Raw genomic sequence first — 20,422 nt, forward strand, 5'->3', positions numbered from 1 at the left:
ATGCTCAATTACGAAATAGAAGGAAAAGGAACCGAAAACTTAATTTTACTTCACGGATTTATGGAAAATCTCTCGATTTGGGATGATATGATTCCGTTTCTGTCAGAGAAATTCCGATTGATAAAAATCGATTTGCCGGGCTTTGGAAAGTCAGAAGTTGTTGCAGAAATTCAAACTTCTGAGATAATGGCGGATGAAGTCAAAAAAGTAACGGATGAATTGGGATTAACTGAATTCCATTTGCTGGGACATTCGATGGGCGGTTATATTTCTTTGGCTTTTGCTGAAAAATATCCTGAGCTTTTGAAATCATTTACATTGTTTTTCTCCACCTATTTTGCTGATGACGAAGCAAAAAAAGAAACCCGAAGAAAAGGACTGAGAATCATCAAAGAAAATCTCAGAGCATTTGTCAACGCAGGCGTTCCCAATCTTTTCAACCCAAACGAACACGATATTTTGGAATCCAAAATCAAACTTGCAAAAGAAACCGCTTACACTTCTTCTGTTGAAGGTGTTTTGGCATCTCAAAAAGGGATGATAGAACGAGTTGATAGAAAATCGGTTTTAGAAAACTTTGAAGGTAAAATTCTGGTTCTTTCGGGCAAACACGACTCCGCTGTCAATTCCGAAAAAACCATCAAAAATCTTCCTGACAGAACCAATATCAAATCTTATGTGCTGGATTGCGGACACAATGGACATTGGGAAAAACCCGAGATTTGCGCTTCGATTATCAATACAGAATTATTGCATCATTTACCAAAAAATCTTGTTTTTTAAAAATGGAAATCATATCAAAAATTCTCATCGCCATCGTCGCACTGGAGCATCTATACATTCTTTATATGGAGATGTTTGCTTGGGAAACATTGGGCAAAAAAACATTCAAAACTATTCCATCAGAGCTTTTTAAACCCACAAAAAGCTTGGCGGCTAATCAAGGACTTTATAACGGATTTTTATCAGCTGGACTCATTTGGAGTTTGTTTATTTGTGAGACAGTTTGGTCAAAAAATGTTGCGATTTTCTTTCTTGGATGCGTAATTGTTGCAGGGATTTACGGCGCACTTTCTGCTTCGAAGAGAATATTTTTTGTTCAAGCTCTACCGGCAATTATTGCGCTGATTTTCTTTTTGTTAAGATAAATTTTTAGGAGCTAATCCCGCTATCCGCTATATCTTTTTTGTCATTGCGAACGAAGTGAAGCAATCTGTTGAACTTTTTAGCAATCGCAATAACAAAAAAGGATGCCGCTACTATCGGGGCTAGGGCTTTTGTCAAGAAAACAAATTTTGTCAATCATTTAGAAGATTAAAAATCCTCCGCTTCAATTTTTTCTTTAAAATCCTCAATCGTATCTTCCATAGATTTGAAATATTTCCCACCGGAAGCATTGATGTGTCCGCCACCATTAAAGTGTTTTCTCGCAAACTGATTGGTGTCTACAGAATCTTTGGAACGGAAAGAAATCTTGATGAAATCCTCATAAAGGTCTTCCATAAAGAAAACTGCCATTTTGGTTCCAAGAACGCTGAGTCCATAATTTACAAAACCTTCTGTGTCACCTTTTTCAAAGCCATATTCTTTCAGTTCAGAACGTTTTAGCCAAAGAATAGCTACTTTTCCTTCTTTAGTCAACTCAATTCTGCTAAGAACTAAAGAAAGAAGATGTAAACGTGAAATGGTGTTTGTGTCCCAAGTATTAGAAGTGATAACGGCTGGGTCAGCGCCTTTTTCAATCAAATCTGCCACAATTCTATGAGTTGTTGCACTCGTAGAACGGAATCGGAAACCGCCCGTATCGGTCATTATTCCAGTATAAAGACATTGTGCAATATCAAGATTGACCAATTTTTCGTCGTTATTCGCTTGGATAAAATGATAAACCATCTGGCAAGTCGCAGGAACTGTCGTGTCAGAATAGACATAATCGAATTGTTCCGGCATCTGGTGATGGTCAATCAAAACTTTTTTGGCTCTGGATTTCGTTACCCAATCGCCTAAAATCCCAATTCTTGAAGGTGAATTAAAGTCGAGGCAAAAAATAACATCAGCATTATAAATCGCTTCTCCAGCCATCTTTCTTTTGTAATCTGCAATCAGAATTTTCTTGGCTTCCGGCATCCATTTTAGGAATTTTGGAAAGTCGTTTGGCGTAATTACAATAGCGTCGATTCCTTTTGTTTTCAAATAATGTTTAAGACCAAGAGAAGAACCAATAGCGTCTCCGTCAGGATTGTGATGCGTTACGATAACGATGTTGTTTTCCGGAACGAGAAGATGATTGATTTCTGAAATTTCTTTGTCTGTGAACATAAACGATTATTTGAAATATGAATTTTCAAAGGTAGAACTTTAAAATATAAAAATAGGCTCAAAGTTGAACCGATTTTTTATTAATCAACAATTTCAAATCTTCCCTTGAAATTTCCGTAACTTTGCAATCCATTAAAAGGTTTTCAATCTTTTAATTTTTTAATCATTTTAATTTAAAATCAATGCACAAAGCAGGATTCGTAAATATCGTCGGGAAACCGAATGCCGGAAAATCAACACTTCTTAACCAATTGATGGGAGAGAAGCTGGCAATTGTTACCCAAAAAGCGCAAACTACACGTCACCGTATTTTCGGGATTTATAATGAAGAAGATTTGCAGATAGTTTTTTCTGATACGCCAGGTGTTTTGGATCCAAAATATGGTTTGCAGGAAAAAATGATGGATTTTGTGAAGGATTCTTTACAGGATGCAGATGTTTTCTTGTTCATTGTAGATGTGACGGACAAAGCAGAACCATCCGAATTTTTAATTGATAAACTGAATAAAATTCCTGTTCCGGTTTTATTACTGTTAAATAAAATTGACCAAACTAACCAAGAAGATCTAGAAAAAATAGCAACAGAATGGCACGAGAGAATCCCAAAGGCAGAGATTCTTCCTATTTCGGCTCTCAATAATTTTAATCTGGACGTTATTCTTCCAAAATTGAAAGAAATGTTACCAGAAAATCCGGCGTATTATGACAAAGATATGTACACAGATAAGCCAGAACGTTTCTTTGTAAATGAAGCCATCAGAGAAAAAATTCTTCTTAATTACGAAAAAGAAATTCCGTATTCTGTAGAAGTGGTGACGGAAATTTTCAAAGAAAAAGAAGGCGCCATTGTGATAGATTCTATTATCTATGTAGAAAGAGATACGCAGAAAGGAATTATCATCGGCCACAAGGGAGAAGCTATTAAGAAAGTTGGAACAGAGGCAAGATTGGACTTGGAAAAATTCTTTGGAAAGAAAATTCACCTTAATCTTTTTGTGAAAGTCAAAAAAGACTGGCGAAAAAATGACAGAGATCTGAAAAACTTTGGCTACCGTTAGAATTAAATCCTTTATTATAAAGGATTTTTTTTAAATAAGTAGTAAAAGTTAGTTAATCAAACCATTGAGCAACATAATCCTTGATAATTATCCAAAAATTTTTGCCAAGAAAGTAGATTAGAGTAGAAGTGATGATGCCTTTTACTGTAAAAAAAATAATTCCGCCAATTCCAAATTTTTTCAGCAGACTTTTCCACTTCGGCGATTTCTTTTCTTCGGTAGTCTGCATTTGATCTTCCATTTTTATTTTTTTCAAAAATATGAAAACTTTCGCATTTTAGATTGATTCAAAATTATAAAAAATCATTAATTTATAGATTTTTAAGTCGCTGTTGTTAAAGTGACTTGATTCGTAACTTTCTCATTTATAAATTAATGATCTTTTCCTAGTGTTTAATTTTCCATTAGATTTTAATCAATTACTAACGTTTGTTAGTTTTTTTCTTTGTTGGTCAAAATATATTTTTATCTTTAGAAACGAGTAATAAAAATATTATGGCAAAAAAATCAGAGACAATTTCTATATCAAAAAATCTCAAAAAATTAGGAATTTCATCAGAAAACAATGGAACATCTACAGGGAATAAATTTTTTTCTACTGGAAAAAAAATAGAGAGTATTTCGCCAGTAGATGGTAAAAAGATAGCCTCAGTTAAAACTTCTAATGCCAAAGATTACGAAAAAGTTGTAGCCAAAGCGCAAAAAGCTTATAAAGAATTCAGACAGGTTCCTTCGCCGAAACGTGGCGATTTGGTTCGTCAGTTCGGAAATAAATTGAGAGAATATAAGGATGATTTGGGTAAACTCGTTTCTTATGAAATGGGGAAATCTTTGCAGGAAGGTCTTGGCGAAGTTCAGGAGATGATTGATATCTGCGATTTTGCAGTCGGATTATCCCGTCAGCTTTACGGTTACACAATGCACTCGGAAAGACCCGGACACAGGATGTACGAACAATATCATCCACTTGGAATTGTAGGTGTGATTTCCGCTTTCAATTTTCCAGTGGCGGTCTGGAGCTGGAATGCGGCCTTAGCATGGATTTGCGGGAATGTTGTCATTTGGAAACCGTCTGAAAAGACGCCGCTTTGCGCAATTGCTTGCCAAAATATTTTCGCAGAAGTTGCAAGAGAAAATGGCTTGCCGGAAGGAATTTCCAGTCTTGTAATTGCGGATCACGAAATTGGAGACAAATTAGTCAATGATAAAAGAATTGCTTTAGTTTCTTTCACTGGTTCGACAAGAGTTGGAAGAATTGTCGGGAAAAATGTAGCAGAACGTTTCGGAAAATCGATTCTGGAATTGGGAGGAAATAATGCCATCATCATTACAGAAAATGCAGATCTTAATATGTCAATCATCGGCGCAGTTTTCGGTGCAGTGGGTACGGCTGGACAAAGATGTACTTCCACAAGACGATTGATTATCCACGAATCTGTTTACGACGAAGTGAAAAACCGTCTGATAAAAGCTTACGGACAACTTAAAATCGGAAATCCCCTGGATGAAACCAATCACGTTGGTCCGCTTATCGACCAATCTGCTGTGAAACAATATCAGGATTCTATCGAAAAATGTAAATCTGAAGGTGGGAAATTCATCGTAGAAGGTGGCGTTTTGGAAGGCGATAATTACAATTCTGGTTGCTACGTAAAACCTTGTATTGCTGAGGTTGAAAACAGTTACGAAATCGTTCAACACGAGACTTTTGCGCCAATTCTTTATTTGATTAAATATAAAAATCTGGACGAAGCAATCGCTCTACAGAATGATGTTCCGCAAGGTTTGAGCTCTGCAATTATGACTCAAAATCTTCGTGAAGCAGAATTGTTCCTTTCCAACGGAGGTTCAGATTGTGGAATTGCGAACGTCAATATTGGAACTTCAGGTGCTGAAATCGGAGGTGCTTTTGGTGGCGAAAAAGAAACTGGAGGCGGACGCGAATCTGGTTCCGATGTCTGGAAATATTATATGAGAAGACAGACTAACACCATCAATTATACCACAAGCTTACCTTTAGCACAAGGGATTAAATTCGATTTAGATTAAAATTATTAAAATTTTTATGGCAACTTATCCGCCTTCCGCCCCAATCTTTTTTGCAGACGATTTCATATTAAATAGAACTTGAAGTATACGCAAAAAAGGATTTCCGCTCAAGTCGGGTTGCAGATTCAACATTAAAAATAGCATTAGAACAAAATATTGAAAAGACTATACATGATTTTAAGATCAAATCTTTGCTGAGTTTTACGCCTTTGCGAACTTAAAAACATTGAATTGTAAAAAAAAATCTTTGCGGGCTTTGCGTTTAAAATAAAAACCAAATAATTAAAATGAGCACACTTGTACACGAGAATAAAGTTAAAGAAACATTAGGAAAACACATCTTAGCTGACGGTTTCGATTTCGTAATGGATTTTGAGAAGTCCCACGGTTCTTACATTGCAGACCGTTTGACAGGCAAAGAATATCTCGATATGTTCTCTATGTTTGCGTCGGCTTCCGTTGGATATAATCATCCTTACATTTTGGAAAAAGCCGATTGGCTGGGAAAAATGGCGATTTACAAACCAACGCTCAGTGATGTTTATCTTCAGGAATATGCCGATTTTATGGAAGTTTTTTCCAGAGTGGCAATTCCGAAAGAATTACAATATTGCTTTTTCGTAGAAGGTGGCGCTTTGGCGGTAGAAAATGCTTTGAAAACGGCGTTTGACTGGAAAACCAGAAAAAACTGGCAAAAGAATATTGAGAAAGAAGCAAGTTTGGTGATTCATTTCAAACAATCTTTCCACGGAAGAAGTGGTTATACATTGTCTTTAACCAATACATCTGACCCTAGAAAGCATCAATACTTTCCAAAATTCGATTGGCCAAGAATTACTAATCCAAAACTGAATTTCCCAATTACTGAAGAGAATTTGGAAGAAACAATCAAGCACGAGCAATTGGCTTTATTGCATATTCAGGAAGCGATTTTAGCGAATCCTGATGAAGTGGCTTGTGTAATTATTGAGCCAATCCAAGCAGAAGGTGGAGACAATCACTTCAGAAACGAATTCTTTACTGAATTAAGAAAAATCTGTGACGAAAACGAAATTCTTCTTATCCTTGACGAAGTTCAAACAGGCATTGGAATGACTGGAAAAATGTGGGCTTTCCAACATCTTGATATTATTCCGGATGTCATTACTTTCGGTAAGAAAACTCAGGTTTGCGGAATTCTAGCTAACAAAGAAAAGTTGGATGAGGTAGAGCATCACGTTTTCGTAGAAAGTTCTAGAATCAATTCTACATTTGGAGGTAATTTTATCGATATGCTACGTTTTCAACTGGTTTTAGAAATTATTGAAAATGAAAATCTGGTTGAAAATTCTAGAGTCGTTGGTGAATTTTTATTGAATGGTTTGAAGCAATTAGCGCAAAAGTATCCAGACCATATTTCTGCTGCCAGAGGAAAAGGTTTGATGTGCGCATTTGACCTGAAAGACGGCGCATCTAGAGATTGGTTGAGAAAGGCGTTGTATGATGAGGGAGTTATCGTCCTAACCTGTGGAGACCAATCGCTTAGATTCCGTCCGCATCTTAATGTAACAAAAGAAGAAATCCAAATAATTTTAGATAAAATAAATTCAATATTCGAGAATTTAATATAAGGAATTTCAGATTATGATATTTTTTTCGTAAATTGCTTTGCTTTTAAAAAAATCAAAATATTAAATTATGGATACAACAACAAGAGTGGCTGTATACGAAAGCAGCAGCCCACAGGAGATCCAACTAATGAAATCCAAGTTGGAAGATGCAGGAATAAAGTGTGATGTAGAGAATTCTTATCTTAGTTTTCTATCCACACCTACTGCAACCAATACTTTTATAAAAGTAGATCTGAAAGACGAAAAAAAGGCTTTCGAAATTATCGATGAATATTTAAAATCAAACCAAAATTGATTTCATATTTTTAAATTTTACGTTTTACAGAAATCGGGTTCATACTTTCTGAACCCGATTTTTTTTTGAATTATAAAAAAATCCTTATCATTGCAATATCATTGGGGAATTAGCTCATCTGGCTAGAGCGTTAGACTGGCAGTCTAAAGGTGACGGGTTCGATCCCCGTATTCTCCACTTCTTTAACAATCTTCTGAATTTCAGGAGATTGTTTTGCTTTTATGGAAAAAAAATTGCCCCCACTTCATTACTGTAATGGTTCATAGAATCCGATTATTCATTGAAGTGGTTCTGGCTGCACCCTTATTTTCTCAAACTCATCCACATCTATATCATAATTTATTGATAAATAAGAACGATTGTAAATTTAAGTTAGTAATTTGCGCACATATTAATTTTGTCCTTATGACGTCGTATAATAGTTGGAATAATAAGTTGAGAAATCTTTTTTCAGGTAGGTTTTCAGTATTTTTATCAGTACTTTGTCTTTATATTTTTCTATCATTCATTATACGGATTGCTTTCCTAATCTGGTCGTCTAGTAACGCTGATTTTAATTTGCTGCATATTCTCCGCGCTTTTATTACCGGATTTTTATATGATCTTACAATCGGCTTATCATTTTTGACAATTTATTCAATCTATTTGTTGATCCTCCCTAAAAAGTTGATAGGTTCTGTTTTTGACAAGGTTTTTAATTATTTCTACCTTACAATCATCTTTATAATCATCTATTTCAGCTTATTAGCTGAGATCCTTTTTGGGATGAGTTCGGCGTTCGATTTAATTTTATAGCGGTAGATTATCTCATTTACACTTATGAAGTTATTGAAAACATTAACCAATCCTATCCTTTACCGCTGATTATAGCAACATTACTTGGATTAGTTATTGGCACATTTGTATTACTAAAAAAACTGAATGCTTTCAGAAGTACGTTCACATCTCAAATATCTTTTGTAAAACGCGCTTTTTATGCCATTCCTATTTTGATTGTAGCCACAATATTAGGAGTTACAATGAAAAATAAACTGGCCGATTTCAGTAATAATCTTGTCATTAATGAAATTGGTAAGAATGGTGCATTTTCTTTTTTATCAGCATTTCAGTCCAACGAACTGGATTATCAGACTTTTTATCCTACACTTTCAGATAAAGAAGCTTATCCTATTGTCAAAAAAGATCTTTTGCAGGATAATCAAAAATATAAATCTTCTGCGTTTGATGATATTACAAGAATCACAGAGGGAAAAGGAATCAAGAATCCAAATATTATTTTGGTTGCAATAGAAAGTTTCAGTGCAGATTTTCTTACGGCATTTGGAAATAAAGGCAATCTGACGCCAAACTACGACAGGCTTGCCAACGAAAGTATCTTCTTTACCAATCTTTACGCAACAGGAACCAGAACCGTCCGGGGAATGGAAGCTTTGACATTATCAGTTCCACCAACACCTGGAAACAGTATCGTGAGAAGGCCGGACAATCAGAATCTGTTTTCGATAGCAACAATTCTTAGACAGAAAAACTATCAGCCTTATTTTATTTATGGTGGCGATGGGTATTTTGATAATATGAACAACTTTTTCGGCGGACAGGGTTTCGACATTGTACACAGAAACCGTGGCAATCCTCTATCAGAAGATATCAAAACACATCGATATAATATTTCTGATAACGAGGTGAGCTTCGAAAATGCGTGGGGAATTTGTGATGAGGATATTTATAGACAGGCTATAAAATATGCAGATATAAGCTCGAAAAATAAGAAACCATTTTTCCAGTTTGTGATGACAACTTCCAACCATAAGCCTTATACTTTTCCGAATGGTAAGATTGATCTTCCACAAGGCGAAAGGGAAGGTGCCGTAAAATATACGGATTACGCTTTAGGAAAATTCATTGCAGATGCGCAGAAGAAACCTTGGTTCAGCAATACTGTCTTTGTGATTGTAGCAGATCATTGTGCGAGCAGCGCTGGCAAATGGGAAATCAATATTGCCAAGCATCACATTCCGGCAATCATCTATAATTCTGGCAATAATGCTGAAAAGATTGATCGTCTGACTTCTCAGATAGATGTAATGCCCACGCTTTTTGGTTACCTTAACTGGAATTATGCCACAAGTCTCTACGGAAAAGATATTAACAAAACCAGGCCGGGAGAAGAAAGAGCTTTTATTGGTAATTACAGGATATTGGGCTTATTGAAAAATGATGTTTTTACTCAGATTGATGACAGAAAAAGAGTGAAGCAATTCAATGTTTCCGGTGCAGACAGGGCTCTTACTGAAATTAAAAATAAGAATAATGATCTTGTGAAACAGACTATTTTCTATTATCAGACTGCGAGCGAGCGGTACAAAAACGGAAAGATGAAAGAGAGATAGAATCGGCCTAATCTCAATAATTGTATTCAAGTATTTGTTTTAATAAGTTATCTGTACTATTTTTGTTACTCAAATAAAAATAGCTGCTATTGAAAGAAAATTACTATTTTAAATGTCATATGAAAAACGCTGTACTTGTAATTATTTTTTCAATATTTCTGCTATCGTGCGGAACATCCCATTCTGCAAAAAAATATACCTACAAAAAGCCTGTATCTTCCAAAACTGCTAATATTAAAAAACTGAACTCAGTTTATTCCGGAAATGTTTCGGGAAAAAGGGCTGCTGTAGTTACGGACGCTGAAAATTATCTCGGAACGCCTTACAAATATGCAGGAAACACCAAAGCAGGATTTGACTGCTCTGGTTTGGTATGTAAGGTTTTTGATGAGAATAATATGAAACTTCCCAGAAGATCTCAGGATCAAGCAAAAGCGGGTAATGCAGTGGAAATTTCAAGAGTGAAGCCGGGCGATCTGTTGTTCTTTGCAACTGCGGGCGGTTCTACTATATCTCATGTTGGAATTGTTCACGAGATTATGAATGGTGGCGAAATAACATTCATCCATTCATCCACAACAAAAGGCGTGATTATTTCTTCACTTAACGAGGTATATTGGAATAAAGCATTTCTTTTTGCAAGAAGTGTGCTTTAGATTTATTATTTTTGCTACGATTGTAAAATGGAGAGGTTCAATAATTTTTTATTGGACTTTTTTATATACTAAAATCAAATATCATTAATCAATTATCAATTATAAAAAGTATGTCTTTACAGGAAAAAATCGAAAAAGCTTGGGATAACCGGGAACTATTGAAAGAAGAAGAGTATCAGAACGCAGTAAGAGAAGTAGTTGCAAAGCTGGATGCAGGTGAATTGAGAACAGCTGAGCCTACTGAAAATGGCTGGCAGATCAATGAATGGGTGAAAAAAGGTGTGGTGATGTATTTCCCAATCCAGACAATGGAAACCATAGAAGTTGGACCATTCGAATTCCACGATAAAATTCCTTTGAAGAAAAATTATGCTGAAAAAGGTGTAAGAGTTGTTCCTCATGCGATTGCAAGACACGGAAGTTTTGTAGCAAGTGGTGTGATTATGATGCCTTCTTACGTTAACATCGGTGCTTATGTAGACTCTGGAACTATGGTTGATACTTGGGCAACTGTAGGAAGCTGTGCACAAATTGGTAAAAATGTTCACTTGAGTGGTGGAGTAGGAATCGGCGGTGTTTTGGAGCCTTTACAAGCGGCGCCAGTGATTATCGAAGATGATGCTTTTATAGGATCACGTTGTATTGTAGTTGAAGGTGTTCGTGTAGGTAAAGAAGCTGTCCTGGGAGCGAATGTTTGTTTGACAATGTCCACCAAAATTATCGATGTTACAGGACCTGAGCCAATTGAAACTAAAGGTTATGTGCCAGAACGTTCTGTCGTGATTCCGGGAAGTTACACCAAAAAATTTCCTGCAGGAGAATTTCAAGTTCCGTGCGCCCTGATTATTGGAAAAAGAAAAGAATCTACAGATAAGAAAACGTCTCTCAATGACGCTTTGAGAGAAAACAATGTTGCTGTTTAGAAAAATATAAACAAAATTGCCTGTCTCCGGACAGGTAGTTTTTTCAATGCTAATAGCCAAATCGTGAAGCAAAAGTTTATCAAATTCATTTCGGATTACAGAATCATATTTGTAATTTATATCATTGTTGCAGCAATTACCGCTTTCAGCAAATACAAAAGAGGCGTTGGAGGCTATAACAATTATTTGATCTTCAGGAGTGTTTTTTATAATACTTTGCAAGAGAAAAATATATTCTTACAATATCCCGATCTGTTTTTTGACAGTAATCATTATGGCGTTTTTTTTAGCTTGCTGATTGCTCCTTTTGCACTGATGCCGGACTGGCTGGGATGCATCCTTTGGAATGTAGCAGTCACAATGGTATTTCTGTATGCTATTTACAAGCTTCCTTTTTCAGACAGAAAAAAGTCTTTTTTTGCCTGGCTTTGTCTTCAGGAATTTATAACGGCTGCAACTTATTTCCAATTCAATATTGCGCTTACAGGTCTTCTGATGCTTTCTGCAATCTATGTTTACGAAAGAAAAGAAACAAAATCCGCCAGCGCTATTTTGATTGGAACTTTCGTTAAAGTTTATGGTATTGTCGGGCTTTCAGCATTTTTTTTCATCAAAAATAAACTTCGGTTTATTATTAGTCTAATTGTCATTGCTATCTTGTTTTTCCTTTTACCAATGCTTATTTCCAGTCCAACATTTGGGCTTCAATCTTACTTTGATTGGTACACATCTCTTTCGGAAAAAAATCTCTCAAATCAGGTTTTGGGTAACAGGCAGGATTATTCCTTGATGGGTGTTGTAAGAAGGATTTTACAAGATGCCAGCATTTCAAATCTTGTATTCCTTATTCCTGGATTTATTATTTTTATGACCCCTTATCTCAGAATCAGCCAATATAAAAATCTAAGTTTTCAATTGATGATTTTAGCGTCAACACTATTGTTTTTAGTGTTGTTCAGTTCGGGTTCGGAAAGCCCAACCTACATCATTGCAGTTGCAGGCGTTATGATCTGGTTTTTGATGCAGGAGACAATTTCAAAAGTTGATATCGGGATATTAATTTTCGTGATGATTTTTACATGTTTTGCCTTTTCAGATCTGTTCCCGAGATCCATAAAAGAAGAGGTTTTTGTAAAATATTCTACTAAAGCCATTCCTTGCATTGTAGTTTGGTTCCGAGTGATGTATGAGTTGCTGACCAAGGATTTTGAGAAAGAATATAAACTCCATTAAGAGACGCAAAAAGATGAAAAAAATTTCCATAATAATTCCGGCTTATAATGAGGAAGGCAATCTCTCGCTTATTCATTCCGAGATCAGAAAAGTCTTTGAAACAATTAAAGCTTATAATTTTGAAATTATTTTTGTGAATGATGGTAGCCGAGATAACACGCAGAATTATCTAGAAAAATTGGCTTCGGAATTTCCGGAAGTAAAATACATAGAGTTTTCTCGCAATTTCGGACATCAGAATGCTGTAAAAGCAGGAATAGATTTTGCAGATGGAAATGCTGTGATTTCTATGGATGCAGATCTTCAACATCCTCCAAAATTGCTTCCTTTAATGATTCAAAAATGGGAAGAAGGATATGATATCGTTTATACTATTAGAAAATATTCAAAAAATATCAGCTTTTTTAAAAGAAAAACGTCTGATTTTTTTTATCACGTGTTATCGAATTTGTCGGATGTTGAGTTAGAAAAGGGAAGTTCAGATTTTCGTCTGTTAGATGCTTCTGTTATAGATGTTATCAGAAAAACCGGCGAGTCGGATATTTTTCTCAGAGGTTTGGTAAAATGGGTTGGTTTTAAACAATATTCTATTGATTTTATTGCAGCAGACAGGTTTTCCGGTGTTAGCAAATACAGTTTTGGTAAAATGCTTCGTTTTGCTTTCACAGGAATTACAGCATTCAGTGTAAAGCCGCTTTATTTGGCTGCTTATCTCGGTTTTTTCTTTTCGTTTTTATCACCTTTGGCATATTTAGTTTACATATTTCATTCTTTTTATACAAAAACTGAGATTTCTGGCTGGGCCTCACTTATTTTGACTGTTGTTTTTTTTGGAGGACTTCAGCTCACTATTCTGGGAATATTAGGAATATATATGGGTAAAATTTTTAAACAGATCAAAGACAGGCCGACGTATATTGTGAGGTCGAAAAATTTTTAATTAATGATTTTACTAAGTTTCGATATAGAAGAATTTGATATGCCTTTGGAATATAATGGCGAAATTCCTTTGGAAGAGCAATTGGCAGTTTCCAGAAAAGGATTACAAAATATTCTCGCGATTTTGAAAGATAATGACGTAAAAGCTACTTTTTTTTCAACGGTTGTTTTTGCCGAAAATAATAAAGATTTAGTTCAGCAATTACTTTCCGAAGGTCACGAATTAGCTTCTCACACTTGGTTTCATTCGGATTTTGATGAGAAACATTTATTAGAATCTCGGATAGAATTAGAGAAATTATTTGAGACTAAAGTGCTTGGACTTCGAATGCCGAGAATGAGTCCGGTTTCGGAAGATGCCGTTTCTGATGCTGGTTATTTTTACAATTCATCCATTAATCCAACTTATTTGCCAGGAAGATATAATAACTTCAAAGTTAGTCGAAATCCATTTTGGCAAAAAAAAGTTTTACAGTTTCCGGCTTCGGTTTCTACGATTTTTAGAGTTCCGTTATTTTGGTTAAGTTTTCATAACTTTCCACTTTGGATTTATAAATTTTTGTCAAAATTATCTATTAATTCCACAGGATTTTTAAACATTTATTTTCATCCTTGGGAATTTACGGACATCTCAAATCCAAAATATAAATTGCCCAATTTTACATTCAAAAACACGAATGAAGCAATGATTAATAGATTTGATGATTTTATTAAATGGGCAAAAAGAAATAATTATCAGTTCTTTACAATCAAAGATTTTTTAGAAAATTGGACTCAAAAAAAAATAAGAATTAATGAAGATTGCTTACGATGCCAAACGTTTTTTTCATAATGCTTCAGGTTTAGGGAATTATTCTCGGGATTTGGTTAGGATTTTGGCGAAATTTTATCCTGAAAATCAATATATTCTTCTCAATAAAAACAAATCCGAAAGAGGAAAACAAATTCTTGATGCTTCGAACGTTTCTTTTATTGAAACTTCTAAAGGAAAAATGTCACGCCAACTTAAAATGGGAAAAGATGCACAGAATCTTGATGCAGATATTTTCCACGGATTATCTGGCGAATTGCCATTAAAATGGAATTCAAAACCAATCAAAAAAGTGGTTACCATTCACGATTTAATTTTCGAAAGGTTTCCGCAATATTATACTTGGTTTGATAGAAAAATTCATTTTTGGAAGTTCAGAAAAGCGGCTAATTCTGCGGATAAAATTATTGCTATTTCCGAACAAACCAAGCGGGATATAATCCAATTTCTTAAAGTTGATGAAAATAAAATTGATGTTGTTTATCAGGGTTGCCACGCAAGTTTCAAAGAAAAACCAACGGAAGAATTCTTAAATCAAGTTAAAGATAAATTCAATCTTCCTGAAAGATTCCTTTTGAATGTTGGAACAATCGAAGAAAGAAAAAATCTTCTGAATGTGGTAAAAGCATTGGAAGGAAGCGATATTCCATTAGTTGTTATTGGGAAAAAGAATAAAAAATATTTTCAAAAAATTAGTCAATTAATTAAGAAATATAAAATTGGAGTTTCTTTTCTCGAGAATGTTTCGATGGAAGAGCTTGCGGGGATTTACAGAATGGCAGATATTTTCATTTACCCTAGTTTTTTCGAAGGTTTTGGGATTCCTGTGATAGAAGCTTTGTTTTCAGAAACCGTTGTGATTACAAGCAACGTCAGTTGTTTGCCTGAAGCTGGCGGTTCAGATTCTGTTTATGTGAATCCTGAAAATGTGGATGATATCAAAGCAAAAATTAATTTCCTCTGGGATAACGAATCTGAGCGAAAACGCCGTGCAGAAAAAGGTTTGCAATTTGTTCAAAAATTCAATGATGAAACAATTGCAGATGAAATGATGAAGGTTTACAACAGTTTGGTTTAATTGAATTTTATTTTATGATGACTTCGAGAGCCTCAGCCTGACAAAAAAACAAACAATTTTCAACTGTCAACTATCAAAGATTAACTAATAATGCCTTTCTCCAAAAATTGCCGAACCAACTCTCACGGAATTGGAACCGCATTCAATTGCAATCGGAAAATCGCCGCTCATTCCCATTGATAAAGTTTCTAATGGTTTCAGTTCTGATAATTCATCAAAAAGATTTTTCAGAACAGAAAATTCTTCACGGATTTGAATCTCATCATCTACAAAACTCGCCATTCCCATTAAGCCTTTGATTTCGATATTTGGGTAATTTCCTTCAAGATATTGGTTGAAAATATCTCTGGCTTCATCAACTGTCAATCCAAATTTAGTCTCTTCTTTTGCAATTTTAACCTGAAGCAAAACATTGATTTTCCTATTCTTTTTTAAAGCTTCTTTATCCACTTCTTTCAACAATTTTTCGCTGTCGATGCTTTCTATCATTGAGATAAATCCTGCAATGTATTTCACTTTATTGGTTTGAAGATGTCCAATCAAATGCCATTCGATATCGTTGGGAAGAACAGGCTGTTTTTCTAGTAATTCCTGAACTTTATTCTCTCCATAAGCACGTTGTCCCAAATCATAAACCTCTTTTATTTTTTCAGCTGGATTGGTTTTGGAAACAGTTACCAGTTTTACATTTTCTGGAAGTTGAGAAAGTATTGCTTGATAATTTTGTTGGATTGACATTAGAATTGAATTTAAAATCTGATGCAAAAATAGAGATTAATTACGTTATAAAATCAGTTTAAGAATTGGTCTAAAATTCGTAACTTTGAGGAAATTTTTATTCGAATAATAATTACAAAGATATGAGTCAATTTGATGTAACCGTTATCGGTTCTGGTCCTGGCGGATATGTAGCAGCAATCAGAGCTGCACAATTGGGTTTCAAAACAGCAATTATTGAGAAATATCCTACGTTGGGCGGAACTTGTCTTAACGTGGGTTGTATCCCTTCCAAAGCTTTGCTTGACAGTTCTGAACATTTCGAAAAAGCAAAACACGAGTTTGCGGATTACGGAATCATCATCAACGAGCCGAAAGTAGATTTGGCAAAAATGATTGAACGTAAAAATGGAGTAGTAGAGCAAACAACAAAAGGAATCAACTTCCTGATGGACAAAAACAAAATCACTGTTTTTGAAGGTGTTGGAAGCTTCGAATCTGCAACTCAAATCAAAGTGACGAAAAACGACGGTTCTTCAGAAATCATTGATTCAAAATATACAATTATCGCAACTGGTTCTAAGCCATCTAGTTTGCCATTTATTACATTAGATAAAGAAAGAATCATCACTTCTACAGAAGCTTTGAACTTGAAAGAAATTCCAAAACATTTGGTAGTTATCGGTGGTGGTGTTATTGGTCTTGAGTTGGGGTCAGTTTATTTGAGATTAGGTTCTCAAGTAACTGTGGTGGAGTTTATGGACAAAATCATCCCAGGAATGGACGGCGCTCTTTCCAAAGAATTACAAAAAGTTCTTAGAAAACAAGGAATGAAATTCGAACTTTCGACAGCGGTTTCTGCTGTGGAGAGAAACGGAGATTCTGTAAAAGTAACCGCTAAAAACAAAAAAGGTGAAGAAGTACACTTCGAAGGCGATTATGTTTTGGTTTCTGTTGGTAGAAGACCATACACAGACGGACTTGGTTTGGAAAAAGCTGGTGTAGAATTGGATGAAAGAGGAAGAGTGAAAACCAACGACCATTTGCAGACGAATGTTTCTAACATTTACGCTATTGGTGACGTTGTCAAAGGTGCAATGTTGGCTCACAAAGCAGAAGAAGAAGGAACTTTGGTAGCTGAAATTTTAGCTGGACAAAAGCCTCATATCAATTATAATTTGATTCCAGGAGTAGTTTATACTTGGCCAGAAGTTGCCGGAGTTGGTAAAACAGAAGAGCAACTGAAAGAAGAAGGCGTGGCATACAAAGTGGGAAGTTTCCCAATGAGAGCGTTAGGAAGAAGCCGTGCAAGTGGTGACACAGACGGATTTGTGAAAATCATTGCTGACGAAAAAACGGACGAAATTCTAGGTTTCCACATGATTGGCGCAAGAGCAGCGGATTTGGTTGCAGAAGGCGTTATTGCAATGGAGTTCCGCGCCAGTGCAGAAGATATCGCAAGAAGTTCACACGCACACCCTACTTATGCAGAAGCTGTAAAAGAAGCTGCTTTGGATGCAACTGGAAAGCGTACAATTCATATGTAATATTTTACATCAATACATTTATAAAGGGAAGCAGTTTTGCTTCTCTTTTTTATTTTACAAAATTCAAATATTTATTTAGGCAGCGCTGCGTAAAAATGATTTCCGTTCAAGTCGGGCTGCGAACAATTCATCATTAAACAAGACCCGAATATTGCTAATTTGTTCTTACTTTTGTTGAAATTTTGGTTATGATAAAAGAATTGGACAAAGATTTCACAAGTCTTAATGAATATATAGGTCAGCTCAATCCAAGCAAAATTTTTATTTTGGTAGATGAGAATACGCACAATCATTGTTTGCCGATTTTACTTCCCAATCTGGAAACCGATGCACCTTTTGAAGTGATTGAAATCGAGGCAGGCGAGGAAAATAAAAATATTGGAACTGCGACTCAACTTTGGGAAATATTTTCGGAGATGGAAGCCGACAGAAAATCTTTATTGATTAACCTTGGCGGTGGAGTGGTAACCGATCTTGGCGGTTTTGTAGCTTCTACTTATAAAAGAGGAATCCGCTTCATTAATCTTCCAACCACGCTTCTTGCAATGTGCGATGCATCAATCGGTGGCAAAACAGGAATAGATCACCAATATCTTAAAAATGTTATCGGAACATTTGCTTTGCCAGAGGCTATTTTATTTTATCCCAAATTTCTAGACACTTTAAAATTTGAAGAACTGAGAAGTGGCTTTGCAGAAATGCTGAAACATGGACTGATAGCCGATGAAAAGCATTGGAATGATTTGATCACTGTAGAAAAAATTGCACCGCAGTTTATTGAACCTTTTATCCAAAGGAGCATGGAAATCAAGCAGGGTGTGGTCTCAAAAGATTTTAGAGAGCAGAATATCAGGAAGAATCTCAATTTTGGTCATACGATTGGTCACGCTGTAGAAAGTCTTTTTCTTAAAAAAGGAAACTTAATTCCTCACGGAGAGGCTGTAGCGCTAGGAATGATCTGTGAAACGCATCTTGCGTTTTTATGTGGTCTGCTGGATGTTGATGTTTCATCTGTTATCATCAGCAAGATAAAAAGACTATTTCCTTATATTGACATTTCTGAATTTAAAAATGCAGAAATCATGGATTTGATGTTTAATGATAAAAAAAATGAAGACGGAAATATTAATTTTTCTCTTATTAATGGTGTCGGATCTTGCTTATATGACCAAAAAGTGAACGCTGAACAGATTATTTTAGCCTTGGAATTCTATAAAAATATGGGTGATTAATGATCTTGTTATTCAATGAATACTATTTTTATTTGCTTGAAAATAAATATTTTACATTAATAAATGGCAGCTTGTTGAAAGTTTGTGATTCTGGTTTCAGAAATTTTGGCAAAGAATTTGAAAGTATCCCATTCGTAAAACAAAATTTAAAATTTAAAATTTGAAATTATGAAAAAGTTATTTTTAGGATTAGGTTTAGTAGCGGGAACATTTGCATTTGCACAAACTAGTCCGTCGTTCGGTTTAAAAGCGGGTGTTAACATTTCATCAATCTCTGATGATGGTTATGAAGATTCAAAATCAAAAGCTGGTTTCTATGGTGGTGTTTTTATGAATGCGCCTTTATCAGAACAATTCAGTATCCAACCTGAGGTTTTATATAGTCAATTAGGTTCTAAGGTTACAAGGAGATATACTGGAACAGTTTTAGGAAATACAATCGACTACAGAGAAGATGCAAAACTAAATTTGGATTATATTACAGTTCCGATTATGTTTCAGTTTAAAGCAACGCCACAATTTTATCTAGAAGCAGGTCCAGAGTTTGGATTCTTAGTAAGTGCTAAAGCGAAAGATATCAATACGACGGTAGTCAATGGTTCTACAACTAATCAAAATACAAATTCATCTGAGGACATAAAAGACAACTATAGCAGCTTTAATATGGGAGCTGGTCTTGGTTTAGGTTTTAACTTCACTCCTAATTTTGGTATCAATGCTAGATATGTAGCTGGATTTACAGATATCAACAAGAAGAATGACGGATCTAACGGAACAACTTCTACAAACAATGATAACAATAAGAACAGAAATAATACATTCCAAGTTGGATTGTCTTACAAATTCTAATTTTATTAAAAATATTTAATGCAACAAAGACCGATTTATTCGGTCTTTTTTTATTTCAAATTTATATTTTTGTTCTTGATAAACGATTATATATATGAAGAAATTATTTGGGGTGTTGGGATTAACGATCATGTCTTTGGCTTATTCGCAATCATTTGGAGTGAAAGGCGGTGCTAACATTTCTACAATAAGTAAAGAAAATACTTGGGGAGATACCAATTCCAAAATTGGTTTTTATGTAGGAGCTTATATGAATGCTCCGGTTAATGCTTTATTTAGTATTCAGCCAGAATTAATTTACAACAATATGGGTGTAAAATATACGAATGGTAATACATCACACACGCTGAATCTTAATTATTTATCAATGCCAATTATGTTTCAGTTTGAATTGATTCCAAAATTTTATGTAGAAGGTGGACCTCAGTTCGGGGTTTTGATTGGTAATAAAAATAAATACCAAAGTGATAATAAAACGATAATCGAGAAAGATAAAGATGCATACAACCAATTGGACCTGAGCGGAGGAATTGGATTAGGCTTCAAATTTAATAATATGGCTATTGGTGCAAGATATATTATTGGTTTTACCGATATTAAAAAGAACGGTTCTACAAGTTGGAAAAATAGTGACAAACAGCTAAGAAATAGCGGCTTCCAAGTCGGGTTGCAATACGGATTTTAATTTAAATTAAATTTTTGGATATAAAAAAACT

At 35.0% G+C, this 20,422-nt stretch carries 20 protein-coding genes and 1 tRNA gene; 18 read left to right on the top strand and 3 right to left on the bottom strand.

Annotated features, from left to right (window positions below; genetic code table 11):
- Entirely contained in the window at window positions 1-783 is a 783-nt protein-coding gene (locus EGH73_RS04945) for an alpha/beta fold hydrolase (protein ID WP_123280928.1), read from the top strand.
- A 2-nt stretch (window positions 784-785) separates the two neighbouring features.
- Window positions 786-1,148: a DUF1304 domain-containing protein gene (locus EGH73_RS04950; RefSeq protein WP_123280929.1), complete on the top strand. Its 363-nt coding sequence runs from the start codon at window positions 786-788 to the stop codon at window positions 1,146-1,148.
- A 166-nt stretch (window positions 1,149-1,314) separates the two neighbouring features.
- Here EGH73_RS04950 and EGH73_RS04955 read toward each other — a convergent pair whose 3' ends face one another.
- Complete coding sequence (locus EGH73_RS04955) at window positions 1,315-2,319, bottom strand: DHH family phosphoesterase (protein ID WP_123280930.1); 1,005 nt, start codon at window positions 2,317-2,319, stop codon at window positions 1,315-1,317.
- A gap of 182 nt (window positions 2,320-2,501) precedes the next feature.
- On the opposite strand from EGH73_RS04955, the gene era reads away from it, so the two are divergent.
- Window positions 2,502-3,377: a GTPase Era gene (gene era / locus EGH73_RS04960; RefSeq protein WP_123280931.1), complete on the top strand. Its 876-nt coding sequence runs from the start codon at window positions 2,502-2,504 to the stop codon at window positions 3,375-3,377.
- 52 nt (window positions 3,378-3,429) lie between these two features.
- Here the strand turns inward: era and EGH73_RS04965 are convergent, their stop codons facing one another.
- Window positions 3,430-3,618 (bottom strand): hypothetical protein, encoded by a 189-nt coding sequence (locus tag EGH73_RS04965; protein ID WP_123280932.1) that lies wholly within the window; start codon window positions 3,616-3,618, stop codon window positions 3,430-3,432.
- Window positions 3,619-3,872: 254 nt separating this feature from the next.
- On the opposite strand from EGH73_RS04965, the gene amaB reads away from it, so the two are divergent.
- From amaB to EGH73_RS05020, 11 genes are all read left to right on the top strand, one after another.
- On the top strand, window positions 3,873-5,426 hold the full coding sequence (gene amaB / locus EGH73_RS04970; protein WP_123280933.1) for an L-piperidine-6-carboxylate dehydrogenase: 1,554 nt from the start codon (window positions 3,873-3,875) through the stop codon (window positions 5,424-5,426).
- 287 nt (window positions 5,427-5,713) lie between these two features.
- Entirely contained in the window at window positions 5,714-7,036 is a 1,323-nt protein-coding gene (lat, locus tag EGH73_RS04975) for an L-lysine 6-transaminase (protein WP_123280934.1), read from the top strand.
- Between the two features lie 67 nt (window positions 7,037-7,103).
- The gene (locus EGH73_RS04980) at window positions 7,104-7,331 is read left to right on the top strand and encodes a putative signal transducing protein (protein ID WP_123280935.1); all 228 of its coding nucleotides are present in this window, start codon (window positions 7,104-7,106) and stop codon (window positions 7,329-7,331) included.
- 103 nt (window positions 7,332-7,434) lie between these two features.
- Window positions 7,435-7,508, top strand: a tRNA-Ala gene (locus EGH73_RS04985).
- Between the two features lie 842 nt (window positions 7,509-8,350).
- On the top strand, window positions 8,351-9,721 hold the full coding sequence (locus tag EGH73_RS04990; RefSeq protein ID WP_245985421.1) for an LTA synthase family protein: 1,371 nt from the start codon (window positions 8,351-8,353) through the stop codon (window positions 9,719-9,721).
- 119 nt (window positions 9,722-9,840) lie between these two features.
- Complete coding sequence (locus EGH73_RS04995) at window positions 9,841-10,377, top strand: C40 family peptidase (protein ID WP_123280936.1); 537 nt, start codon at window positions 9,841-9,843, stop codon at window positions 10,375-10,377.
- A 110-nt stretch (window positions 10,378-10,487) separates the two neighbouring features.
- The gene (locus tag EGH73_RS05000; protein WP_089767726.1) at window positions 10,488-11,300 is read left to right on the top strand and encodes a 2,3,4,5-tetrahydropyridine-2,6-dicarboxylate N-succinyltransferase; all 813 of its coding nucleotides are present in this window, start codon (window positions 10,488-10,490) and stop codon (window positions 11,298-11,300) included.
- 63 nt (window positions 11,301-11,363) lie between these two features.
- On the top strand, window positions 11,364-12,533 hold the full coding sequence (locus EGH73_RS05005; RefSeq protein ID WP_123280937.1) for a glycosyltransferase family 87 protein: 1,170 nt from the start codon (window positions 11,364-11,366) through the stop codon (window positions 12,531-12,533).
- A 13-nt stretch (window positions 12,534-12,546) separates the two neighbouring features.
- Window positions 12,547-13,473, top strand: coding sequence for a glycosyltransferase family 2 protein (locus EGH73_RS05010; protein ID WP_123280938.1), 927 nt, complete (start codon window positions 12,547-12,549; stop codon window positions 13,471-13,473).
- 3 nt (window positions 13,474-13,476) lie between these two features.
- Complete coding sequence (locus tag EGH73_RS05015; RefSeq protein ID WP_123280939.1) at window positions 13,477-14,304, top strand: polysaccharide deacetylase family protein; 828 nt, start codon at window positions 13,477-13,479, stop codon at window positions 14,302-14,304.
- Entirely contained in the window at window positions 14,267-15,361 is a 1,095-nt protein-coding gene (locus EGH73_RS05020) for a glycosyltransferase family 4 protein (RefSeq protein ID WP_123280940.1), read from the top strand. The genes EGH73_RS05015 and EGH73_RS05020 overlap by 38 nt, the downstream gene beginning before the upstream one ends.
- An 84-nt stretch (window positions 15,362-15,445) precedes the next feature.
- On the opposite strand, the gene EGH73_RS05025 is transcribed toward EGH73_RS05020, so the two are convergent.
- A complete protein-coding gene (locus EGH73_RS05025; RefSeq protein ID WP_123280941.1) occupies window positions 15,446-16,099 on the bottom strand; it encodes a YggS family pyridoxal phosphate-dependent enzyme in 654 nt (217 codons plus the stop codon).
- Window positions 16,100-16,221: 122 nt separating this feature from the next.
- On the opposite strand from EGH73_RS05025, the gene lpdA reads away from it, so the two are divergent.
- The 4 genes from lpdA (at window position 16,222) to EGH73_RS05045 (ending at window position 20,391) form a co-directional block, all read left to right on the top strand.
- Window positions 16,222-17,625 carry a dihydrolipoyl dehydrogenase gene (gene lpdA / locus EGH73_RS05030; RefSeq protein WP_123280942.1) on the top strand — a complete coding sequence of 468 codons (1,404 nt, stop codon included), beginning with the start codon at window positions 16,222-16,224 and terminating at the stop codon, window positions 17,623-17,625.
- Window positions 17,626-17,813: 188 nt separating this feature from the next.
- Entirely contained in the window at window positions 17,814-18,857 is a 1,044-nt protein-coding gene (aroB, locus tag EGH73_RS05035; RefSeq protein ID WP_123280943.1) for a 3-dehydroquinate synthase, read from the top strand.
- Window positions 18,858-19,025: 168 nt separating this feature from the next.
- Window positions 19,026-19,706, top strand: coding sequence for a porin family protein (locus EGH73_RS05040; RefSeq protein WP_123280944.1), 681 nt, complete (start codon window positions 19,026-19,028; stop codon window positions 19,704-19,706).
- Window positions 19,707-19,800: 94 nt separating this feature from the next.
- The gene (locus tag EGH73_RS05045; RefSeq protein WP_123280945.1) at window positions 19,801-20,391 is read left to right on the top strand and encodes a porin family protein; all 591 of its coding nucleotides are present in this window, start codon (window positions 19,801-19,803) and stop codon (window positions 20,389-20,391) included.
- The last annotated feature ends 31 nt before the right edge of the window (window positions 20,392-20,422 follow it).

This window comes from Epilithonimonas hominis, from assembly GCF_003730015.1.
GTDB lineage: Bacteria > Bacteroidota > Bacteroidia > Flavobacteriales > Weeksellaceae > Epilithonimonas > Epilithonimonas hominis.

Excerpts from the sequence above, each read along its gene's own strand:
- EGH73_RS04945 (WP_123280928.1), top strand. The coding sequence starts at position 1 with ATGCTCAATTACGAAATAGAAGGAAAAGGAACCGAAAACTTAATTTTA.
- EGH73_RS04950 (WP_123280929.1), top strand. The coding sequence starts at position 786 with ATGGAAATCATATCAAAAATTCTCATCGCCATCGTCGCACTGGAGCAT.
- EGH73_RS04955 (WP_123280930.1), bottom strand. The coding sequence starts at position 2,319 with ATGTTCACAGACAAAGAAATTTCAGAAATCAATCATCTTCTCGTTCCG.
- era (WP_123280931.1), top strand. The coding sequence starts at position 2,502 with ATGCACAAAGCAGGATTCGTAAATATCGTCGGGAAACCGAATGCCGGA.
- EGH73_RS04965 (WP_123280932.1), bottom strand. The coding sequence starts at position 3,618 with ATGGAAGATCAAATGCAGACTACCGAAGAAAAGAAATCGCCGAAGTGG.
- amaB (WP_123280933.1), top strand. The coding sequence starts at position 3,873 with ATGGCAAAAAAATCAGAGACAATTTCTATATCAAAAAATCTCAAAAAA.
- lat (WP_123280934.1), top strand. The coding sequence starts at position 5,714 with ATGAGCACACTTGTACACGAGAATAAAGTTAAAGAAACATTAGGAAAA.
- EGH73_RS04980 (WP_123280935.1), top strand. The coding sequence starts at position 7,104 with ATGGATACAACAACAAGAGTGGCTGTATACGAAAGCAGCAGCCCACAG.
- EGH73_RS04990 (WP_245985421.1), top strand. The coding sequence starts at position 8,351 with ATGAAAAATAAACTGGCCGATTTCAGTAATAATCTTGTCATTAATGAA.
- EGH73_RS04995 (WP_123280936.1), top strand. The coding sequence starts at position 9,841 with ATGAAAAACGCTGTACTTGTAATTATTTTTTCAATATTTCTGCTATCG.
- EGH73_RS05000 (WP_089767726.1), top strand. The coding sequence starts at position 10,488 with ATGTCTTTACAGGAAAAAATCGAAAAAGCTTGGGATAACCGGGAACTA.
- EGH73_RS05010 (WP_123280938.1), top strand. The coding sequence starts at position 12,547 with ATGAAAAAAATTTCCATAATAATTCCGGCTTATAATGAGGAAGGCAAT.
- EGH73_RS05015 (WP_123280939.1), top strand. The coding sequence starts at position 13,477 with ATGATTTTACTAAGTTTCGATATAGAAGAATTTGATATGCCTTTGGAA.
- EGH73_RS05020 (WP_123280940.1), top strand. The coding sequence starts at position 14,267 with ATGAAGATTGCTTACGATGCCAAACGTTTTTTTCATAATGCTTCAGGT.
- EGH73_RS05025 (WP_123280941.1), bottom strand. The coding sequence starts at position 16,099 with ATGTCAATCCAACAAAATTATCAAGCAATACTTTCTCAACTTCCAGAA.
- lpdA (WP_123280942.1), top strand. The coding sequence starts at position 16,222 with ATGAGTCAATTTGATGTAACCGTTATCGGTTCTGGTCCTGGCGGATAT.
- aroB (WP_123280943.1), top strand. The coding sequence starts at position 17,814 with ATGATAAAAGAATTGGACAAAGATTTCACAAGTCTTAATGAATATATA.
- EGH73_RS05040 (WP_123280944.1), top strand. The coding sequence starts at position 19,026 with ATGAAAAAGTTATTTTTAGGATTAGGTTTAGTAGCGGGAACATTTGCA.
- EGH73_RS05045 (WP_123280945.1), top strand. The coding sequence starts at position 19,801 with ATGAAGAAATTATTTGGGGTGTTGGGATTAACGATCATGTCTTTGGCT.